Source organism: Pseudomaricurvus alkylphenolicus (genome assembly GCF_011683955.1).
GTDB classification, from domain to species: domain Bacteria; phylum Pseudomonadota; class Gammaproteobacteria; order Pseudomonadales; family Cellvibrionaceae; genus Pseudomaricurvus; species Pseudomaricurvus alkylphenolicus.
This window is the reverse complement of record NZ_JAAQPI010000007.1, coordinates 345,634-363,976: the sequence shown is the minus strand read 5'-3', so window position 1 is coordinate 363,976 and position 18,343 is coordinate 345,634. Positions and strand designations below refer to the sequence as shown.

Annotated in this window: 18 protein-coding genes; 10 read left to right on the top strand and 8 right to left on the bottom strand. The window is 53.2% G+C overall.

Annotation, left to right across the window (positions count from 1 at the left end; translation table 11 throughout):
• Nucleotides 1-6: 6 nt before the first annotated feature.
• The gene (locus HBA55_RS19275; RefSeq protein ID WP_166994798.1) at nucleotides 7-804 is read left to right on the top strand and encodes a TIGR00266 family protein; all 798 of its coding nucleotides are present in this window, start codon (nucleotides 7-9) and stop codon (nucleotides 802-804) included.
• 94 nt (nucleotides 805-898) lie between these two features.
• Here the strand turns inward: HBA55_RS19275 and HBA55_RS19270 are convergent, their stop codons facing one another.
• The 5 genes from HBA55_RS19270 to HBA55_RS19250 all read right to left on the bottom strand — a co-directional run bounded on the left by HBA55_RS19270 (nucleotide 899) and on the right by HBA55_RS19250 (nucleotide 4,345).
• The gene (locus HBA55_RS19270; protein WP_166994796.1) at nucleotides 899-1,291 is read right to left on the bottom strand and encodes an MAPEG family protein; all 393 of its coding nucleotides are present in this window, start codon (nucleotides 1,289-1,291) and stop codon (nucleotides 899-901) included.
• Entirely contained in the window at nucleotides 1,288-1,668 is a 381-nt protein-coding gene (locus HBA55_RS19265; protein ID WP_166994794.1) for a VOC family protein, read from the bottom strand. Before HBA55_RS19265 ends, HBA55_RS19270 begins: the two co-directional genes overlap by 4 nt.
• Before the next feature lie 93 nt (nucleotides 1,669-1,761).
• Entirely contained in the window at nucleotides 1,762-3,012 is a 1,251-nt protein-coding gene (locus HBA55_RS19260; RefSeq protein ID WP_166994792.1) for an RNA polymerase sigma factor, read from the bottom strand.
• Nucleotides 3,009-3,380, bottom strand: a complete 372-nt coding sequence (locus HBA55_RS19255; RefSeq protein WP_166994790.1) for a YciI family protein — start codon at nucleotides 3,378-3,380, stop codon at nucleotides 3,009-3,011. Before HBA55_RS19255 ends, HBA55_RS19260 begins: the two co-directional genes overlap by 4 nt.
• A 68-nt stretch (nucleotides 3,381-3,448) precedes the next feature.
• Nucleotides 3,449-4,345 (bottom strand): LysR family transcriptional regulator, encoded by an 897-nt coding sequence (locus tag HBA55_RS19250; protein WP_206019871.1) that lies wholly within the window; start codon nucleotides 4,343-4,345, stop codon nucleotides 3,449-3,451.
• A gap of 98 nt (nucleotides 4,346-4,443) precedes the next feature.
• Between HBA55_RS19250 and HBA55_RS19245 the strand changes: the two genes are divergently transcribed.
• The 3 genes from HBA55_RS19245 to HBA55_RS19235 are packed head-to-tail and all read left to right on the top strand — an operon-like array spanning nucleotide 4,444 to nucleotide 6,199.
• Nucleotides 4,444-5,088, top strand: coding sequence for a class I SAM-dependent methyltransferase (locus tag HBA55_RS19245; protein ID WP_166994788.1), 645 nt, complete (start codon nucleotides 4,444-4,446; stop codon nucleotides 5,086-5,088).
• 42 nt (nucleotides 5,089-5,130) lie between these two features.
• Complete coding sequence (locus tag HBA55_RS19240) at nucleotides 5,131-5,505, top strand: VOC family protein (protein WP_166994786.1); 375 nt, start codon at nucleotides 5,131-5,133, stop codon at nucleotides 5,503-5,505.
• Nucleotides 5,506-5,524: 19 nt separating this feature from the next.
• Complete coding sequence (locus tag HBA55_RS19235; RefSeq protein ID WP_166994784.1) at nucleotides 5,525-6,199, top strand: YceH family protein; 675 nt, start codon at nucleotides 5,525-5,527, stop codon at nucleotides 6,197-6,199.
• Nucleotides 6,200-6,255: 56 nt separating this feature from the next.
• Here the strand turns inward: HBA55_RS19235 and HBA55_RS19230 are convergent, their stop codons facing one another.
• Nucleotides 6,256-6,978 (bottom strand): dienelactone hydrolase family protein, encoded by a 723-nt coding sequence (locus HBA55_RS19230; protein ID WP_166994782.1) that lies wholly within the window; start codon nucleotides 6,976-6,978, stop codon nucleotides 6,256-6,258.
• Between the two features lie 207 nt (nucleotides 6,979-7,185).
• Between HBA55_RS19230 and HBA55_RS19225 the strand changes: the two genes are divergently transcribed.
• From HBA55_RS19225 to HBA55_RS19210, 4 genes are all read left to right on the top strand, one after another.
• Nucleotides 7,186-7,764 carry a hypothetical protein gene (locus tag HBA55_RS19225; RefSeq protein WP_166994780.1) on the top strand — a complete coding sequence of 193 codons (579 nt, stop codon included), beginning with the start codon at nucleotides 7,186-7,188 and terminating at the stop codon, nucleotides 7,762-7,764.
• Between the two features lie 104 nt (nucleotides 7,765-7,868).
• Nucleotides 7,869-9,326 carry a PepSY-associated TM helix domain-containing protein gene (locus HBA55_RS19220; protein ID WP_166994778.1) on the top strand — a complete coding sequence of 486 codons (1,458 nt, stop codon included), beginning with the start codon at nucleotides 7,869-7,871 and terminating at the stop codon, nucleotides 9,324-9,326.
• Nucleotides 9,327-9,546: 220 nt separating this feature from the next.
• Entirely contained in the window at nucleotides 9,547-10,026 is a 480-nt protein-coding gene (locus HBA55_RS19215) for a hypothetical protein (protein ID WP_166994776.1), read from the top strand.
• 23 nt (nucleotides 10,027-10,049) lie between these two features.
• Nucleotides 10,050-12,197 carry a TonB-dependent siderophore receptor gene (locus HBA55_RS19210; RefSeq protein ID WP_166994774.1) on the top strand — a complete coding sequence of 716 codons (2,148 nt, stop codon included), beginning with the start codon at nucleotides 10,050-10,052 and terminating at the stop codon, nucleotides 12,195-12,197.
• A gap of 141 nt (nucleotides 12,198-12,338) precedes the next feature.
• Here the strand turns inward: HBA55_RS19210 and HBA55_RS19205 are convergent, their stop codons facing one another.
• Entirely contained in the window at nucleotides 12,339-12,959 is a 621-nt protein-coding gene (locus HBA55_RS19205) for a LysE family translocator (protein WP_166994772.1), read from the bottom strand.
• Between the two features lie 129 nt (nucleotides 12,960-13,088).
• Between HBA55_RS19205 and HBA55_RS19200 the strand changes: the two genes are divergently transcribed.
• Entirely contained in the window at nucleotides 13,089-13,949 is an 861-nt protein-coding gene (locus tag HBA55_RS19200) for a LysR family transcriptional regulator (protein WP_166994770.1), read from the top strand.
• On the opposite strand, the gene HBA55_RS19195 is transcribed toward HBA55_RS19200, so the two are convergent.
• Nucleotides 13,946-15,079, bottom strand: a complete 1,134-nt coding sequence (locus tag HBA55_RS19195; RefSeq protein WP_166994767.1) for a response regulator — start codon at nucleotides 15,077-15,079, stop codon at nucleotides 13,946-13,948. The genes HBA55_RS19200 and HBA55_RS19195 overlap by 4 nt on opposite strands.
• A 251-nt stretch (nucleotides 15,080-15,330) precedes the next feature.
• Between HBA55_RS19195 and HBA55_RS19190 the strand changes: the two genes are divergently transcribed.
• Complete coding sequence (locus HBA55_RS19190) at nucleotides 15,331-18,303, top strand: EAL domain-containing protein (RefSeq protein ID WP_166994765.1); 2,973 nt, start codon at nucleotides 15,331-15,333, stop codon at nucleotides 18,301-18,303.
• Nucleotides 18,304-18,343 lie beyond the last annotated feature (40 nt).

Sequence of the window (18,343 nt, the reverse complement as noted above, 5' to 3'; positions counted from 1 at the left end):
ACGACGATGAGCAAAACGTGCCACGAAATAGATTACGAAATTTTTGGTGACGACATCCAGATGGTGGAGGTCGAACTGGACCCAGGTGAGACCGTGGTGGCCGAAGCGGGCATGATGAACTATATGGATTCCTCCATTAAGTTCGAGGCCAAGATGGGCGATGGCTCTGCGGCCAGCTCCGGCATCATGGGCAAGCTGCTCAGCGTGGGCAAACGTGTACTGACCGGTGAGTCGATCTTTATGACCCACTTTACCAACGAAGGCGCCGGCAAGAAGCGTGTGTCTTTCGCTGCGCCATACTCCGGTAAGATTATTCCTCTGCACATGGATCAATATGACGGCATGGTGATCTGCCAGAAAGATTCTTTCCTGTGCGCCTCCCTCGGCACCCAAATTGGTATTCATCTGAATGCCAAAATCGGTTCCGGTTTTTTTGGTGGCGAAGGCTTTATCCTGCAAAAAATCGAAGGCGATGATATGGCCTTTGTTCACGCTGGCGGCTGCATCATCAAGAAAGAACTCAACGGCGAAGACCTGTTGGTGGACACCGGTTGTCTGGTGGCATATACCGGCGGCATCGACTGCGATATCCAGCGTGCGGGTGGCCTGAAGAGTATGATCTTCGGTGGCGAAGGTATCTTCCTGACTCGACTGTCCGGTACCGGCACGGTCTGGCTCCAGAGTCTGCCGTTCTCGCGTCTGGCCAATAATATCCTTGCCCACGCTCCACGCGCCGGCGGTGAGCGCAAAGGCGAAGGCTCTGTGCTGGGCGGCTTTGGGGACTTCATCGACGGCGACGAATAAATTTTCGAATTGCCCTGGAAGCGTTCCATCCCTGCAGAGCATGACGGAACGCTCAGCGCTGTGAAAACACTTGCCCGCTAACGAGGCTCAGGTATTAAACCCAGCCCGCTAATCGCAGCAGCGTAAACCCCGGCAATATCACCATGGCGGTGAGGGTCAGTATCATGCCCAACGCACGAATCTGTGGCGCACCATCGCGACACAGATTCACGAAGTGCACCAACCGCCCCAGCAGTAAGGCAATGCCACAAGCGTACAGTAACGTGGATGAAGCACCCACCGATTCGGCCGCCGCCATGGCCAGCAGGATGATGGGCACGGTCTCGGTAAAATTACCGTGGGCGCGCATGCGGCGCATCAGCACCACATCATCCCCCGTCATAAAATGAATGCCGGTTTGGGCGCGACGAATACCCACCACCATCGTCATCGGGAACTGTATCAGGGCCATGATTGCCGCAAACAGCGCGGTCACCGGGAGTATCATTGCATGCTCTCGTAGGTGACCAGCGCGATGCGGGCGCCTTGCGGATCGAGCAGGGTAGCGATGCGGCCAACACCGGGATAGTCCGCAGGTTCGCTGACAATCTCGGCGCCTGATTCCCGCGCTCGGCCAATGCTGGCGTCGACGTCTGGCACGGTAATAAAGATGGTCCAGGTACCCTGCTCTGCCGGCTCGGGAGAAAAGCCGCCAATGGGGGTGTCTTCAACCACAATGCCCGGGTAACTGGAGCCATCCTGCATGGGCATATCGGCGATGTTCCAACCCATCACATCGCGGTAGAACGCCTTGGCGGCATCGGTGTCGGGGCCAGTGTATTGAATCCAACCAGCGGCACCTGGAGTTGTCATGGTAATGCTCATAGGAATTTCCTCGTCTTGTGAATTAACTCTGTCATTAGTCGCCAGTGTGTTTGCGCTGGCTTCACGACAAGGACGCTGCCCATTCGACGATGCCTACAAGGGATTCAAACTTTTTTCGCAGGCTCGAATTTTTTCATCAATAAAGCGTCTTTCTTCGGGGGTGGGGTTGAGCTCCAAGGCCTGTTGGTAGGCGCTCTTTGCTTTAGCCGGTTGGCTGAGATCCATCAAAAAGCTGGCTTTGGCGGTGTGAAACCAGCGGTAGCTGTCCAGGGATTCACTCAGTGGTGCCAGCATATCCAGCGCAGCCTGGGGGCCGGCCACTTGAGCCACGGCGGAGGCATGGTTGAGTTTAACCACGGGTGTGGGTTCCAGCAGGTAAAGCGCCCGGTAGAGCTTTTCGATTTCCTCCCAGTCGGTCGCATCGTCCGTAGCAGCATGGCTGTGGACGGCCGCAATGGCTGCCTGAATCTGGTAGGTGCCGGGCGTTCTGTGTCGCAGTGCTTTGTCCAGTAGTGCGGAAGCTTCGGAAATTTGCATCTGATCCCACTGAGAGCGATCCTGTTCCGCTAAGGGAATTAAATTGCCATCGCAAACACGCGCCTTGCGGCGAGAGTGTTGTAACAAAAACAACGCCAGTAACCCCATCAGTTCACTGATGCCGGGGAACAGCTCCAAGAGCAAGCGTGCCAGTCGAATGGCTTCTTCACACAGGGGTAATTTAATAACGGCGTTCCCACCGCTGGCCGACCAACCCTCGTTAAATTGCAGGTACAACATCAGCATCACCGTATTGAGGCGGCGGTGGCGTTGCTCCAGGTCGGGGGGGGCGAAGGCGACGTCGGCTTTGGCGACGGTGTGCTTGGCACGGGTGATACGCTGTTCCATGGTTTTACGTTTCACCAAAAAGGCACTGGCGATCTCGGCGACCGACAGCCCGGCAACCACCCGCAGGGCAAGAGCCGATTGGTCCTGCGGTGACAGGTCAGGATGGCAGCAGATAAACAGCAATCGCAGGATGTCGTCCCTGAATACTTGATTGTCCAGTTGATCCTCAATCCCGTCGTCCAGGAGTTCAGACCCCTGATCCAGTAGCATTGATTTCTCGGCAATCCGCTGCTGACGTCTGAGCGTATCAATGCCGGCATTGCCGGCGACCGTAATCAACCAGGCGAGCGGGTCGTTGGGTAAACCCTCCTCAGGCCATTTATCCAGGGCGCGAACGCAGGCTGTGGCAAAACAATCCTGCGCCAATTCGAGATCGCGAAAACGCCTTACCAGGGCGGCCAGCGCCCTGGGCCGGATATCGGCAAATCTGGCCTGCAACCACTGGTGTTCGTCGGTCATAAGCCTGCCAGCACACCGCCAGCCCAATCCACGGGGCGGACCTCCAGCCTGACGTAAGGCGACGACAGCTTATTGGCCAGCTCGATAGCGTCGTCCAGGGTATCGCACTCAAAGGTGTAAAAGCCCAGCAGACGTTCCTTGGTTTCTGCAAAAGGGCCGTCTTTGACCAGAGCCGGCTGGGCGACGGCCTGGGTGGGTTGCAGCGTGACGGCACTGGTGGTGGACATGAGTTTCGCCGACGAGAACTCACCCCGTTCGGCCAGTACGGCCTGCAGGTCATAGTGGCCCTGCATGATCTGTTGTTGTTCCTCTTCGCAGAGGCGTTCATAGATTCCTTCAGAGCCGTAAATCAGTAGGGAGTATTGCATGGCGACATCTCCTTCTTGGTTGTCGTTCTAGTGTAGACGTCTGAGGTTGGCGCAATCCTACATCGATCCTAAACCTTTGCCTGAGACAGTGCCTGCGCCAAAAAATCAAAAACCATTCGGACTCGCCGGCTGGTTCGCAGCTCTCGATGTGCCACCAGCCAGATCTCGCCACTCATGGGTTCGTAATTCTGCAAAATACGTTGCACTCGTGGCTCGGCGTCTCCTACCTGCTGCATCATCACGCCAATCCCCAGGCCCTGTTTAACCAGCTCCCACTGGGCAATGTGGTTTTCCGTCATTACCGGGAAGTTTTCCGGTGTCAGCTGAAAACCCCATTCGTTAAGTCCCTTCATCAGCTCATGGTTATCATTAAAGCCCAGGAAGTCGGCACCAGAAAAGTCTGCTGTAGAATTGGGGTTACCCAAGAGCGCCAGATACTCAGGAGTGGCATAGAGGTTAGCCTTAAACTCCGTGACTCTTCGCGCGATCAAATCCGGCTGGGTAGGGCGGAAGGAACGCACGGCGATGTCCGCTTCCCGGCGTCGCAAATCACTGGGATCATTGGTGGCCAGCAATGTGACGTGAATACGGGGTTGCTCCAGGCGAAGTCTGTGAAGAATGGGAGGCAGCATAAAGGTGGCCATTGCTTCAGAGGCACTGATGCAGATGTCCCCCTCCAGGGAGTCAGACTGACCGGTAGCCACCAACGATAGTTGAGTCGCGGCATCCGCCATGGAGCGGGCGTGTTCGAGTAGCTCCAGGCCCCCTGGGGTCAGTTCCAGGCCTCTGCCCACCCGCTCAAACAGTGCCAGGCCCAGCTCTGCTTCCAAGGCGGACACCTGCCGCCCCAGGGTGGGCTGGGAGACCCCCAACGCCTGAGCGGCTGCAGAAAGGGAACCCTCTTCGGCAGTCACCAAAAATGCCCGTACCCGATTCCAGTCGTATTTAATTGATCGCCAATCCATGCAAATATGAATAACTCAGCTGCAAAAATGGCTATATTAAGCCAATTTTTGCATAAATATAATGACTATCCGCTTTCGTTATCTAAAGGAGATTTGCCATGGGAACATCCGTTCGCTTCTGGAACCGTATCGCCGAACGCTATGCCAAGCAGCCCATCGCGGATGAAGATGCTTACCAACACAAGCTGGACAAGGTCAGGGATTGCTTGAACGCCGACCACAAGGTGCTTGAATTCGGTTGTGGCACGGGCTCCACTGCCTTGCTGCTGGCACCGGGGGCCGGTGACTATAAAGCCATTGACGTCTCTCCCAAGATGATTGAAATAGCCCAGCGCAAACTGGCGTCCAACCCCATCGATAACCTTAGCTTTGAGATCTCCGCTCTCGAAGACTTTCAGGCCGAAAAGCAATCCTTTGATATGATTCTGGGCATGAGCATTCTGCATCTGTTGGAAGATCCTCAAGCTGCCATCTCCCGTGTATTTGAGCTGCTGAAGCCGGGCGGAATATTTGTCAGCAGCACCGCCTGCCTGGGTGACAATATGGGCTGGTTTCGGTACGTTGGTCCTGTTGGCAGTTTTCTGGGACTGATTCCTGAGGTTCGGGTCTTCAGTCGGGCCGATTTGCAAAACAGTTTGAAGGGCGCGGGCTTTGATATTGAGTATCAATTTGTGCCGGAGGGAAAATCCATCGCCTGCTTTCTGGTGGCGAGACGACCTTTAGCTAATACAAAATGTCGGTAACGGCAGTGATGTGCTAACGTTGAAAGAAGTTAAGGAGAGACTATGAACGAGCACGAAAAACTAAACTACGTCGAATTTCCCGCAAGTGATATCCCTGCGACCAAGACGTTTTTTACCAAGGCGTTTGGCTGGAATTTCCAGGATTTTGGTGACGAATACACCGCATTCTCTGATCAAGGCCTGGACGGCGGGTTTTTCAAATCCGATCAGAGTTCCCAAACGCAAAACGGCGCAGCTCTCATGGTGTTCTACAGCAAAAATCTGGAACAAACCCGGGCGAGTGTGGAAGCCGCCGGTGGTAACATTTGCAAACCGATATTTTCTTTTCCTGGCGGTCGGCGCTTTCACTTTCTTGAACCGAGTGGCAACGAATTTGCGGTGTGGTCGGATCTCCAGGAGGATCAACAGATAGGATGATGCTGCTATGGCAGAGGCAATGAATTTAAGCTTGGAAGAAACCCGCGTAATCGGCGTGCTGATTGAAAAGCAGATCACCACGCCCGACCAATACCCCTTATCCCTGAACTCCCTGACGACGGGTTGCAATCAAAAGAGCAACCGGGAGCCGGTATTGGATCTCGACGAGAGCGTGGTTCAGGAGACGGTCGATGAACTGGTCAAACAACATCTGGTGACAGAAAACAGCGGATTCGGGAGCCGGGTGACCAAACTCCAGCATCGTTTTTGTAATACGGAGTTTTCCAAACTGCAGTTTGATGAACAGGAGCTGGGTGTCATTTGTGTGCTCTTGTTGCGGGGGCCGCAAACGCCGGGCGAGCTTCGCACCCGTACCAATCGCCTGTGCAAATTCAGTGATGTTAAAGAAGTGGAGGCAACCCTGCAGCGGTTATCGCATGACCCCGAAAAAGCCTATGTGGTGAGATTGCCCCGAGAGCCGGGCAAGCGGGAATCCCGTTACGCGCATTTGTTTAGCGGGGAGGTGGATGTTGAGGCAATGGCGGAGGCTGCCTCTGCTCAAGTCACCTCTGGCCCCAGTGCGGGTGCCGGCGCAGACAATGATCGAATTCTGGCGCTGGAGCAGCAGGTGGCTCAGATGCAGTCTCAAATTGAAGAACTGCAAGAACAGCTGTTGGAGCTGCAGACCCGTTGATTCGGCTGCAGCTCAAAGGGTTATCCTGTTAATCTTGTGCCTATGTGGTTGAGACGTTAGACACTGAATACTTCTTCCAGAAAGTTCATAAGTGCCTGCCAGGACCGGCGATCAGCCTTCTTGCTATAGGCCAACCCATTATCGGGGTCGGCAGCAACTGGATTGGTAAACGCATGCACGGTGCCGCCATAGGCGTGCACCTGCCAATCGGCGCCGGCAGCGTTCATCTCATCGGCCAGGGCAACCATGCTGTCGGGTTTGGCCATGGGGTCATCGTACCCGTGCAGGCAAAGCACTTTGGTTTGAATCTGAGGCTTGGGCAGGTTGGCGGCAGGTGTAAACAGCCCGTGAAAGCTCACCACACCGCAGACATCGGAGCCTGAGCGGGCCAGATCCAGTGCGCACAAACCGCCAAAGCAGAAGCCCATAGCTGCCACTTGCGCGGCATTTACTTGCGGTTGCTCGCGTAGACACTCGATGGCACCGTTGATGCGCTTTTGCAGCAGCGCACGGTCTTCCAGCAGTGGGTTCATCAGTGCCGCGTTTTCCTCGGGACCGGTACCGAGAATCCCCTTACCATACATATCCAGCGCGAAGCCCACGTAACCCTGTTCCGCCAGTTTACGAGCCTTGCCGCACTCAAACTCCCCCCGGCCGGCCCAGGTGTGGGCGACAGCCACTGCGGGACGAGGGCCATCCCAGCTGTCGTCCCAAACGAGATAGCCTTCCAACAGGGTACCTTCAACTGTGTATTCGATAGTGCGCGAGACCAGTGCCACGGTTAGCTCCTTTAACAGATTGAGAGAGGTGGAAGTCTGCCCCAACTGCCTTGGTTTGTCTTTAGTGGATTCAAAGCCAATTGCAGTTGATAATTATTTGTATTTGGGTTAATTTCTCTGGCCGTTGTAGGTAAGGCATCAGAATGCAAGTCACGATGAATCGGGACTCTCCAGTTGAATCCTCCAGAATAGGGAATAAACAGGTCTATGGACGAGGGCGTCATTAACGATCTTATTTCTGCCGCATTATGCGGAATTTGCGCCTGGGAGTTGCTGCGTCTGTGGCAGGCCGGTTCCGCCCGGCGACCTCTTTGGAGAAAACTGGCTCCCTGGGTGGGCCTGGTATTAGCGGTTGCACTGTGGTCATCGTCAGTAGGGTTGGAGTTTGCGACTGTTTTTGTTCTGCTGCTCACCACGCTGTTCGTCTGGCTGTTGATTTTTTGGCGCCAGCTGCGGTTGAGCAGAGAATCAACCAAAGCCACGCGCGCTAAATCAGATAAAGCGGAAAAGACCCTATTCATTGCAAAAGATCGGCGAGTTTGGGCTAAGGCGACTGCGTTTATAGCAGCAGGCCCCCTGGCGGGTATTGGGAGTGTGATGTTGTGTGTCGCCCTGCTGCCGGTGTTGCCTTTTTCCGAACCTACGCGCTTGGTGCTAATGGCATTTCTGTTTCCGACGATCTGGGCGATTGCGGCAGTATGGGCCTGCGCCGATGCAAAAGCCTGGCGTCCACCCATTGTTCTGATGGGAATTGGCCTTGGTTCTTTATTAACTCTTTATATCTAAGGTCGAATGGCACTTAGTTAAGCTTGAACTCACCGTAGCAGCGCGCTCTGAGCGCGACCGCTCGCCCTCGGGCTGCTACGGAGAATGCGGATTGGGAATCGTTCATGCTTTACGCATCGAAACAGCTGATAAAACAAATGCTTCATGCCCACAAGTGGATGGGTGTTTCACTCGGAGCCGGACTCTACCTGATCTGCCTTAGCGGCACGGTGCTGGTGTTTGGGCACGAGTTTGAACGTTGGCAACAACCGCACATCGATGAATTTGACACCCTTTCGCCGCGGGCGATAGACAACGCCCGGCAGCAAATCCTGCAGCGTTCGGATACCTCTCCGGAAACCATTTGGGTGATGCCGCCTACTGATGGCATGCCCCGCGCCCACGTTGCGACCGCAGAACATGAATGGTTTACCGACTCCGCAGGGAATCTCACTGAGGTTCCCCTAGAGGAAGCGGGTTTTGCCGCCATGTTGCGGCACCTGCACTACTATCTTCACCTGCCAGAGAACTTTGGCATGATCATCGTGGGTATCTTTGGCGTGATGCTGCTGGGGTTGGCTCTTTCTGGCGTGTTGGCACATCCTGCCATTATCAAAGACGCCTTCAAGCTGCGCCTTGAGCAATCCTATCGCCTTCAGCAAACAGACATCCACAATCGCCTGAGTGTCTGGAGCCTGCCCTTTTCTCTTATGATCGCCTTGACAGGCGCTTATATCGGGCTGATCAGTGTTATGGTGGTCGTCGCAGCGCCATTGCTCTACAACAATGATCTTACTGCGATTATGGACGCCGTTTATGGTGCCGACCCGATTATGGATGGGGAAATCAGTCCCTTTGATACCCGGCGGGCATTGGACGAGCTGCGGCGTGTTGCTCCCGAGGCCGAACCCATTTACCTGGCTTACCAGCATCCCGGTAGCCGCAAACAGTTTCTGGAAATTGCCGCAACACTTCCGGGCCGGCTGACTTACTCCGAGATCTATCGATTCAACAGTGCGGGTGATTACGTCAACCATCAGGGCTTGTCGGACGGGCCGGTGGCCCGGGTTGTTGCTTACTCCGTTTATCGGTTGCACTTTGGCCAGTTTGGCGGTTTCGGCGTGAAGCTACTCTATGTTGTTTTCGGTCTGGCTCTGACCGTGGTTTGTGCCGGTGGCATCAATATCTGGCTGGCCAAGCGCAAGCGCGAGACCCGGATCAATTCTGCCTGGGCAGCATTGGTCTGGGGAACTCCGCTCGGATTGAGCGGTTCGGCGCTGCTGTCGGTGTTTGTACCCACTTTGGCAACGGGTACTTTCTGGGGGATTACTGCACTGGTGCTGGTTGCCGGCATCGTTACCAATTGCGCAACGAAAGTGCGCGCATCATTACAGTGGCTGCTCAGTGCGAGTCTGGTGACGCTGGCGCTCGCCCATCTCTGGTACACAGAGGCGCACACGACGGCCGGGATTGGGTTGGCAGTAGATCTAATCCTGTTGCTAGTGGGTCTGACTGGAGTCTGGTTACTGAGTCGCCAAGCAGTGATCGATTCACCTGAGCCCAATCTGCTTCCCGGCGACTGACGTTCAGGCCGCCGGTTTCCATACTGCTCTCTTGCCCGCTTCTCCACGCTCGGACTGCCCCGATAAGGTGCTGTCCTGCCATGCTAATTCATCGAATTAAGCAGACCCAGACAGGACATCCAGGTCTGGTCGAAGGGAACATCTAATTCCTTATTGCAAATGATAATGGTTCGTATTAATGTTTGCGTCTCGACTGTGCAGGGAACCTACAGGAATCACCATGAGCAATGACACAAGCAACAACCGCGGCAACAAACAGGCGAGAAGTTTTCATTTTCTCTGTAACCACCACCGCCAGGCGTTGATGCGGGACGCCCGAGAGGCTCGCCGCTTTTGGGCCGAAGCCATTCTTGCCGGGCGTGAAAAGGCACAGGAGGCCAACTGGCAAAAAGCATTGGTGACCTTCGGTAACGCGATGGAGGTGGCAACCATACTCCTGCACCGCGACAGCAATCGCAGTCGTGCTGAGACGCGATTTGCGCGAACGGCCGTAGAGTTCGGAGCTCTGCTGCGTGGGCGTGGTTTCCAGTGTGACGCCAATATTCTATTGCAATTGGTGAATTGCGAGTTGGACGGCGTGACCTTAACTCAGCCCAAGGACGGGCTCATTAATCCGCTGGTGGAAGCGCTTACCACTGATCCCGATTTCCGCATCAACAAGCGTTACGCGGCACCCAATCAAATCCGCAACATTCATTAAAAAATCTGACCAAGGGAGCAATCATGAAATACCGGAGCAGGATACGTTTTTCACCCCTCATACTGGCTGCGGCAGTACAGGCCGTAACTTTTGCACCAGGCACCATTGCACAGAGCGAGGGGGAAATTGAAGAGATCAACGTTGTCGGCAACCTTTCCCGCTACGGTGCCACCAAGTCAGCGGTGCCCATTTTGGAAACGGCTCGCTCAATTTCGATCGAAAGCGAAGACATGTTCCGCGATAAAGGTGCTCTGAGCCTGGATGATATTCTGGCTTATACCTCCGGTGTGATGGGTGACACCTATGGCTTTTCAACCCGCGGCGATTTTCCGAAGGTCCGCGGGTTTGACGCTGCTGAGTACCGCGACGGGCAACAGGTTCTGTTTGGCTTTTACAACAACAGTCGCTCCGATGTGTACATGCTGGAACAGGTGGAAGTGCTGAAAGGTCCTGCTTCTGTGCTTTACGGTAAAGGTACTCCGGGTGGTATCGTTAACGCGATTTCCAAGCTCGCCGGCCCCGATAAAGACGGTGAGGTCGTTGTGGAATATGGCTCGGACAATCGCCAGCAGATTTCCGGTGATATCAATCTGGAACTGACGAACAACCTCTACTTCCGTATGGTTGGGCTCTATCGCGACTCGGACACCCAGGTTGACAATGTTCAGGATGATGCGGCGATCTTTATGCCCTCCATCACCTACCAAAACGAGACGACCAGCGTGACTTTGATGGCCGAAGTGCTGGATCGCGATACCGATACGGCGCATCAGTTTTTGCCCCTGCAGGCCAGCGGCTGCCTGAGCAGTGACGTCAAAGTATCCCCGGATTTCTTGTGCGCGCAGCCCACCCAACAACAGCTCGACAGCTCCGCCTACCTGGGGCACCCGGACTTTAACCGCTACAACACAGACTCCACCTTGGTGAGTCTGTTGGCCAACCATGAAGTTACGGATCAACTTTCCCTAGAAGGCGTGATTCGCTACAAGGACGCCGATGTGGATTATTTCCAGACCTGGATCGATTTTAACGGTGCTTCACCGCGTGTTGATGCCGACGGCAATGGCCAGCGCACCTGGTACCTGAGTGATGCCAGCTCTGAGCAACTGGCTGTGGATCTGCGCATGCGTTACGAGTTCGAGACCGGCAATCTGGCGCACGAGGTATTTGCCGGAGTTTCTTATCAGGAGGTGATTACGGACAATAACCTGACCTATCTGCGCAGTGTCGACAGCATCAATATTTTTAATCCCGTCAATGGTGAACTGCCTGCAGCATTTGCCAGTCTGCAGCCAGGCTACGACGCACCGGAGTCTCGCACCGAAGAACACGGCATCTATCTTAATGACCAGATTTCCGTAGGTAAGTGGAAGGTCAATCTGGGGCTTCGCTATGACGACAGTAAATCTGGCAGTGCGGGCAGTCCCAAACAGGGGGACTATGCGCTTTCCGCCAGTGCGGGTGTGCTCTACGCTTTCGACATGGGATTGTCTCCCTACATCAGCTATGCGGAGTCCTTCGAGCCTGTAGTCGGTAATGACGGCCTGACCAATCAGCCATTGAAACCCCGCGAAGGTGAACAGTGGGAAGCAGGTATCAAGTACCAGCCGCAAGGGAGCCAGACCTACATCACGGCTGCCTATTTCGATATCGAGGAAACCAATCTGGCCAACCCAGCCTCTCTCATCACGGAGGCTAACAGCCAGCAGGAAGGTGTCGGCACTTCAAAAGGTTTTGAACTGGAAGTCCATACCCGTGTGCACGAAGACATCAGTGTCGAAGCCAACCTCACCATTATGGATACTGAAAGCGCCGAAGGCGTAGCCTTTGACAGTATCCCCGAAAAGCAATTCTCCGCCTGGGTTCAGTACCAACCTTCTGAAGGGGATCTGCTCGGCTTTAAGGCGGCACTGGGTGTACGCTATGCGGGAGAGAACGAAAGCAATCAGTTCAGCACCGTTGCTCCGGGCGTTGTGATTCACGGTCAGGTTGTCACAGAGGGAGCGACTCTGTTTGATGCCATGGTGGGTTACGAAAACCAGGATTGGGATCTGACCCTTAACCTGCGTAACCTTACCGACGAAGAGTACTACGGCACCTGTCTGGTACGCGGCGATTGCTTCCCCGGCGAGACGCGTTCCGTGGTCGGTAAAGTTGTTCGCAAGTTCTGACTCTGAAAATTCGCGGTAGCCAAAAGCTGCCGCCCCAAATTCCGATAGGCCCGCGGGGGATATATATCAAAGACTGGTTGCCATCCTCGTCTTGAACCTGGATGGGAACTGTTTCACCTGCGGTTACGACAACTTTATCCCTCATATCATGCTTGTGGCCACGAGTATCAATGAAAGGCCCATTACGAGATTAAAACGCCGCATATTGCGGGATGACCGCAGCCATTGTTGCAGGCGATTGCCCAAAAGTGCCCAGGCTGCAATCGATGGATAACAGATGCAGAAGTAGATCCCGCTAAACACCCACAGTTCGTGAAGCGATGAAACCCCAAACGCGGCTATCCCTGCTATGCAGGCCAGCCAGGCTTTGGGATTCAACCACTGAAGCAAAAATCCGTGCCAGAAGGCACCGGTGCTTCCCCCTGTTGGTTCATTCTGAGTGTCTCGATGCTGAATAACTCCATTCTCAGGCGCAGATGTGGCGATGCGAAAGCCTATCCAGGCAATGAACCCCAACCCCGAAAACTTCAAGAGCTTGAATAGCACAGAGCTGGGATCAACCAGATTGCTCAATCCCAAACCGATGGCCAACAACAGAAGGCTAAAGCCAATCGTCGCGCCAGATACAAAACCCATGGCCTTGCGCAGGCCCAGACGGACACCGCAAGACAGGGCAAGCATATTCACGGGTCCGGGACTGATCGACATGGACAGGGCATATAGCCCGATGGCAATAATCGTAGTGGTTATATCGGTGAACATGGTGCCTCCTTGAGTAGAGACATCAGTTTAGATTGATGCTTATTGATTTATAATATGGTTTAATTAGATCTCTATGTTCCAAAAATTTGCATAATAAATTGCTCCCCAATGATTGACGACCTACGTTCCATGGCGATATTTGCAGAAACCGTTCGACTGGGTTCTTTCCGGGCGGCTGCACAGTCTTTAGACCTGTCTCCCTCGGTTGTCAGTTACCACATCTCCCAGCTGGAGCAGCGATTGGGTAACGCGTTGCTCTACCGTTCGACACGTTCTCTCAAACTTACTCATGAAGGCGAGCAGCTGTTTGAATCGGCCGAGCAGATGCTGGAATTGGCAAGAACGGGACTGGCAAAGGTGCAACCTCAAGCGGACGTCCCCTCAGGCCGACTCAAGCTGGCACTGCCCTCCGTGTTGATTCGATCCCCTTGGGCACGCAAAGTGGCGGACTTTGCCCATCAATATCCCGGTATTGAGCTACAGATCAGCAGCACCGACGAGCGCCAGAATATCGTTCAGGAAGGGGTTGACCTGGCCTTTCGCATCGGCGCGATGGAGGACAGCGCCATCAAGTCACGGCGTCTGGGGAACATCGAAAGAAAATTAGTGTGTTCAGCAGACTATTATCACCGTCATACACCACCCAAAACCCCCAGGGACTTGAGCGATTGGCAGTGGATTCGATTGTCCATGCTGCCAAGGGAGCGAACACTAAAGAAACCCGGGCGTAAGCCAGTCACCGTTCAGTTTGTGAATTGCGTCAGCGTGAATAGCGTTGAGTTGATGACGCAGTTTTGTCGATTTGGTCTGGGTGTGGCGACACCGCCGGACTATCTGGTTGATGAGGCAATCACCGAGTCAGAGTTAGTCGAACTATTGCCGGACTGGTCCGTGGACCCGATACCGGTATATGCGGTGTGGCCGGAAAATGTGTCCGCCCACAGTAACGCGATGTTGCTCTTGAAGTCCCTGATCGACAAACCAGATTAAAACAGATCGATCGAATCCTGCTGCTCATCGCTGCGTTTGATGTTATCCAGGAACGCGCGGAAGCCTTCGTTTTCCTCGCGCATGGAATCCACAGTGCTTTTTAACAGCTGGTTGTAGTCATCCTGATGGGACAGGATGCCTTGAATCTGATCATTGTAGCGGCTGATAATTTCTTCCAGATGCTGCTCCTCCTCCTCACACAAGGACGAAACCAGTCCGAGAGACATCAGTTCAGCACTGATCGAATTAGACATTTCCTGAACTAAAGACGCCACGGAATCCTTGCTGACTTCGCAAAGCTGCTCGATATCAGAAATCTGCTTGAGCAAGCGGGCTTCTTCCCTGGATTTACGAATTCGAAATTCCAAAGCATCCATCAGCATGGCCAGTACATCCATCATCTCACCCACATGGCGAACCAGAAAACGGCAGCTGGACCAGTTAAAAACAGCCCGGCTTTTCCCAAAGGAATGAACTCGGGGAAGTTGTCCGGCCATCTGCAGAATTTCTGATTCAAGTGGGCTGATGCTGCCAAAACTCGGCCGACGATCGAAGTCGGAGATTTCCAGTACACCGTCTATGCCCAGCTCCTTGAGTGTATGGAAGAAAACACAAAACAACGACTCCTCATTCTTGCACTGGTTACTGTTATTGATAAATCGATTGATCGCATGGATATGGGCGGTGGTTTGCTGGGAGGCAAAAAGAAGCTCGTTACTGGTTTCCAGATTTTTCAACAACGATTGATGCGCGCGATGATGACTGATCAGCGTAGAGACCTTCAGAGGCAGTTCCTTAAACTCTTCATCCTTATCGAAAAAGCCGTTGCCACCGGCACCATAAGCTTCCAGTTTGGAGTCCAGGGTACTCTCATAGGAGGCGAATATAACGGGAATGTGTTCATCGCTTTTTCGAATAATCCGGCAAAGCTCACGGGCACTTTCACTCTTCAGTTGGTCATTTAAAATGATCAGGTCGAATTCAGAAAAGCCGTCAGCCGATCTCACTGCGGTACCATCAGGGTGATGGCTGACTTCGGTGGGGTGCAGGGCGTCTACAATCGCGGAGACGAATGCGTCATCGTGATCCAGTACCAGAACCTTGTTGGGAGTGGCATTTAAGTCAGTCATATCGCGTTGTTATCAGTCAGTATTGATAGTTGTTCACGCGATCCATTGCAGGCCTTTTTCCCATTGTTGGTCGTTTAACGACGTATCTTCAATATAGACCTTGCCCTCAGTAAGGCAAGCTCGGCCACAAAAGCGCAAAGTTCAGATTCGGAAAATAACCATACATTTTGTGTGTATTGCATGGAAGCTATGGTGTAAGCGAGATAGTTTATACTTGTGAATCAAGAGATCTTCGGAGACCGGTCAACGATATGTCGCAAGGTACCACAGATCACCGCCATTTGATTGATGATTTGGTTGCTATTGATGGCGGAGATTTTTTTCGTCAGGCCGCCAGGAATATAGCTCGTGAAGCTGAAGTTTGCTACGCCTTTATTACCGAGTGTTGTGATTATCCCACCACGCGACTCAGAATGCTCGCGTTCTGCCATCATGATCAACTGCTCGATAACATGGAATACCCCTTGGCAAACACTCCTTGCGAAGATGTTATTGGTGGAGATCTCTGCTATTACCCTGAGAATATACAGGGTCTTTTCCCCTATGATCAGGACCTGGTGGATTTGGAAGCCGTTGGTTATATGGCTGTGCCCGTTTTTAACTCGACGGGTGTCGTTTCTGGTCACATTGTTATTCTCGATACCAAACCGCTTGATCGGCGTGATTGGTTGACCTTCGTGCTGCAATCTTACGCTGCTCGCTGTGGGGCTGAACTCGAAAGAGCCAACACGTCGCATTTGTCCGAGTCCCTTCAAAAGGGGTTTCACCTGCCTGCTGATGAGCACTTCTTCGCTGAGCTGGCGAAAGTGGTGGGAGAGATTCTCAGAGCAGACTATACGGTCATCGCCGAGCTGGAAGAGTATGAAGATCAACGTTTTTCAACTTTGGCGGTTTATCACAGAGGCCATCAGCTTGAGGCAAGCGAGTTCACTCTGGATGGCTTAAGCCTCGATTTACGACAAGCATCGGTTCTGACCATTGTCAAAGAAGCCCTGCTTCAATACCCACACTCCCGGCTCTTTCAGGAAACCAGTGCTGAGGGTATTATCGCCGCTCCGTTGCTGGATTCCGCCCGCCGCCCGATTGGCTTGCTTTGCATTCTGCACCAGACTCCCATTGAGCGGGCAGAAAAGCTCGAAGCGATATTGAAGGTGTATGCGGTTCGCGCCTCCTGCGAACTGGAACGAGTTCGAGCGGAAAGGCGCTGGAAGTTATACTCGGAGATTCTCGCATCAACTGATGACCTGCTCTCATTGGTCGATGCCAACTATGTTTACCGAGCTGTCAATCAGAGCTACTCTAAGAAATTCGCCCGCCCTGCAGATGAGATCATTGGCGACACCGTGGTTAATCTGCACGGTGAAGAGGTATTCCACGGGGGCCTAAAGGAGGTATTGGACAGATCGTTGAGAGGAGAGGTTAATACCATTGAGTTTTGGCGAGATCTTCCCGACGGCAGCTCTCACTGCATTCAGGGGCGTCACAATCCCTACTACGGAGCAGAGGGTCAAGTCGAAGGGGTTGTGGTATGTGCCCGAGACATTACGGAACTGAAATTGGCGGAGCAAGCGCTGTCCCAAAGCGAGCAACGTTTGAGGTCAATGTATGACGATACACCCTCCATATTTTTTTCGGTCTCCGCGGACGCAAACATAGTTTCAGTGAATGCCTTCGGGGCTCAAAAACTGGGTTACACCGTCAATGATCTCCTCAATTCGAAGCTCTCAAATCTGGTGCACGAGGAAGACAAGGCGAAGCTGCTGGCCGGTTTGGCAGACAGTTTTGCGGCCAATGGCGAAGCTCACAGCTGGGAGCTACGAAAACGGCACCGTAACGGAGACATTATTTGGGTTCGTGAAACCGCGAGGCTGGTTCAGGGCGATCAACGGCAGCCGATCCTGTTTATTGTCTCTGAAGATATTTCTGAACGTCACAAATTGTCCCAGGAACTCTCTTATCAGGCATCGCACGACTCTCTGACTGGTTTGATCAATCGATTCGAATTCGAACGACGTTTGCAGCGGTTGCTGGAGCAATCGCTGGGAACGCCGATGGAGCATGTGGTTTGTTATCTCGACCTTGATCAGTTCAAAGTCATCAATGACTCCTGCGGTCATTTGGCTGGTGATACGCTGCTCAAAAATCTGGCGGCGTTCCTGGCCCTAAAACTGCGCAAGGGGGATTCTCTGGCGCGTTTGGGAGGCGACGAGTTCGGTGTTCTTATGGAGAATTGTGATCTCGTACAGGCCGAGCATGTCGCCGAGAATCTGCGCCGATCGATTGAGGAATTTCACTTTATCTGGGAGCAGAAAAAATACTCTGTGGGTGTCAGCATCGGGGTTGCTGCGGTAACGTCGAACACGCTTTCGATCGACGAGGTGATGAGCACAGTAGATGCCGCCTGCTACGTAGCCAAAGATTCAGGACGAAATCGCATTCATATCTATCGGGATCATGATCAGGATATTCGCCGCCGGCGCGGAGAAATGAATTGGGTCAATCGGATAAAAGATGCCATATCGGATAACCGATTACAGTTATTTGCTCAAGAAATTGTTGACCTTCAGTCCGATCATTCAGCATACCCTGCCTACGAACTGTTGGTTCGTTTGCAGGAAGAAGATGAACTGATTTTACCGGGCGCATTCTTGCCGGCAGCGGAGCGCTATGATCTGTCCGTGCAGATTGATCGCTGGGTCGTTGCCAGGGCATTTCAATGGCTGGGCAGCGACAGTCAACCGTTGGAGAAAATGCGATACTGTACGATTAATTTGTCAGGTCTCTCGCTGGGCGACGGCAGCTTTTTGGCATTTGTCAAAAGCGAACTCAGCAATTCGAAAGTTTCTGCAGAAAAGATTTGCTTTGAAATAACGGAAACCGCAACGATTGCTAACCTGGCCAGTGCCATCGCATTTATTGGAGAGCTACGTGCAATGGGTTTTCAATTTGCATTGGACGATTTCGGAAGTGGTGTTTCTTCTTTCGGTTACCTTAAGAACCTTGCAGTAGACTATATCAAAATCGATGGCGGCTTTATCAAAGACATGATCGATGATCCAATTGATTTTGCTATGGTCAAGTCCATCAATGAAATTGCCCAGGTCATGGGCAAAAAAACCATCGCAGAGTGGGTAGAGAATAAAGAGACGCTGGCTTGCCTCAAGGATATTGGCGTCGACTACGCCCAGGGCTATGGCATCCACCGTCCGGTGAAAATCGCATAGCCATAAAAAAGGCCGCTTAAGCGGCCTCTTGTGAAGATCG

What these genes read in the sequence shown, in the direction of transcription:
- HBA55_RS19190 (WP_166994765.1), top strand. Translation starts at nt 15,331, where the DNA reads ATGTCGCAAGGTACCACAGATCACCGCCATTTGATTGATGATTTGGTT.
- HBA55_RS19235 (WP_166994784.1), top strand. Translation starts at nt 5,525, where the DNA reads ATGAATTTAAGCTTGGAAGAAACCCGCGTAATCGGCGTGCTGATTGAA.
- HBA55_RS19215 (WP_166994776.1), top strand. Translation starts at nt 9,547, where the DNA reads ATGAGCAATGACACAAGCAACAACCGCGGCAACAAACAGGCGAGAAGT.
- HBA55_RS19210 (WP_166994774.1), top strand. Translation starts at nt 10,050, where the DNA reads ATGAAATACCGGAGCAGGATACGTTTTTCACCCCTCATACTGGCTGCG.
- HBA55_RS19250 (WP_206019871.1), bottom strand. Translation starts at nt 4,345, where the DNA reads ATGGATTGGCGATCAATTAAATACGACTGGAATCGGGTACGGGCATTT.
- HBA55_RS19275 (WP_166994798.1), top strand. Translation starts at nt 7, where the DNA reads ATGAGCAAAACGTGCCACGAAATAGATTACGAAATTTTTGGTGACGAC.
- HBA55_RS19255 (WP_166994790.1), bottom strand. Translation starts at nt 3,380, where the DNA reads ATGCAATACTCCCTACTGATTTACGGCTCTGAAGGAATCTATGAACGC.
- HBA55_RS19195 (WP_166994767.1), bottom strand. Translation starts at nt 15,079, where the DNA reads ATGACTGACTTAAATGCCACTCCCAACAAGGTTCTGGTACTGGATCAC.
- HBA55_RS19270 (WP_166994796.1), bottom strand. Translation starts at nt 1,291, where the DNA reads ATGATACTCCCGGTGACCGCGCTGTTTGCGGCAATCATGGCCCTGATA.
- HBA55_RS19245 (WP_166994788.1), top strand. Translation starts at nt 4,444, where the DNA reads ATGGGAACATCCGTTCGCTTCTGGAACCGTATCGCCGAACGCTATGCC.
- HBA55_RS19225 (WP_166994780.1), top strand. Translation starts at nt 7,186, where the DNA reads ATGGACGAGGGCGTCATTAACGATCTTATTTCTGCCGCATTATGCGGA.
- HBA55_RS19260 (WP_166994792.1), bottom strand. Translation starts at nt 3,012, where the DNA reads ATGACCGACGAACACCAGTGGTTGCAGGCCAGATTTGCCGATATCCGG.
- HBA55_RS19265 (WP_166994794.1), bottom strand. Translation starts at nt 1,668, where the DNA reads ATGAGCATTACCATGACAACTCCAGGTGCCGCTGGTTGGATTCAATAC.
- HBA55_RS19240 (WP_166994786.1), top strand. Translation starts at nt 5,131, where the DNA reads ATGAACGAGCACGAAAAACTAAACTACGTCGAATTTCCCGCAAGTGAT.
- HBA55_RS19200 (WP_166994770.1), top strand. Translation starts at nt 13,089, where the DNA reads ATGGCGATATTTGCAGAAACCGTTCGACTGGGTTCTTTCCGGGCGGCT.
- HBA55_RS19220 (WP_166994778.1), top strand. Translation starts at nt 7,869, where the DNA reads ATGCTTTACGCATCGAAACAGCTGATAAAACAAATGCTTCATGCCCAC.
- HBA55_RS19205 (WP_166994772.1), bottom strand. Translation starts at nt 12,959, where the DNA reads ATGTTCACCGATATAACCACTACGATTATTGCCATCGGGCTATATGCC.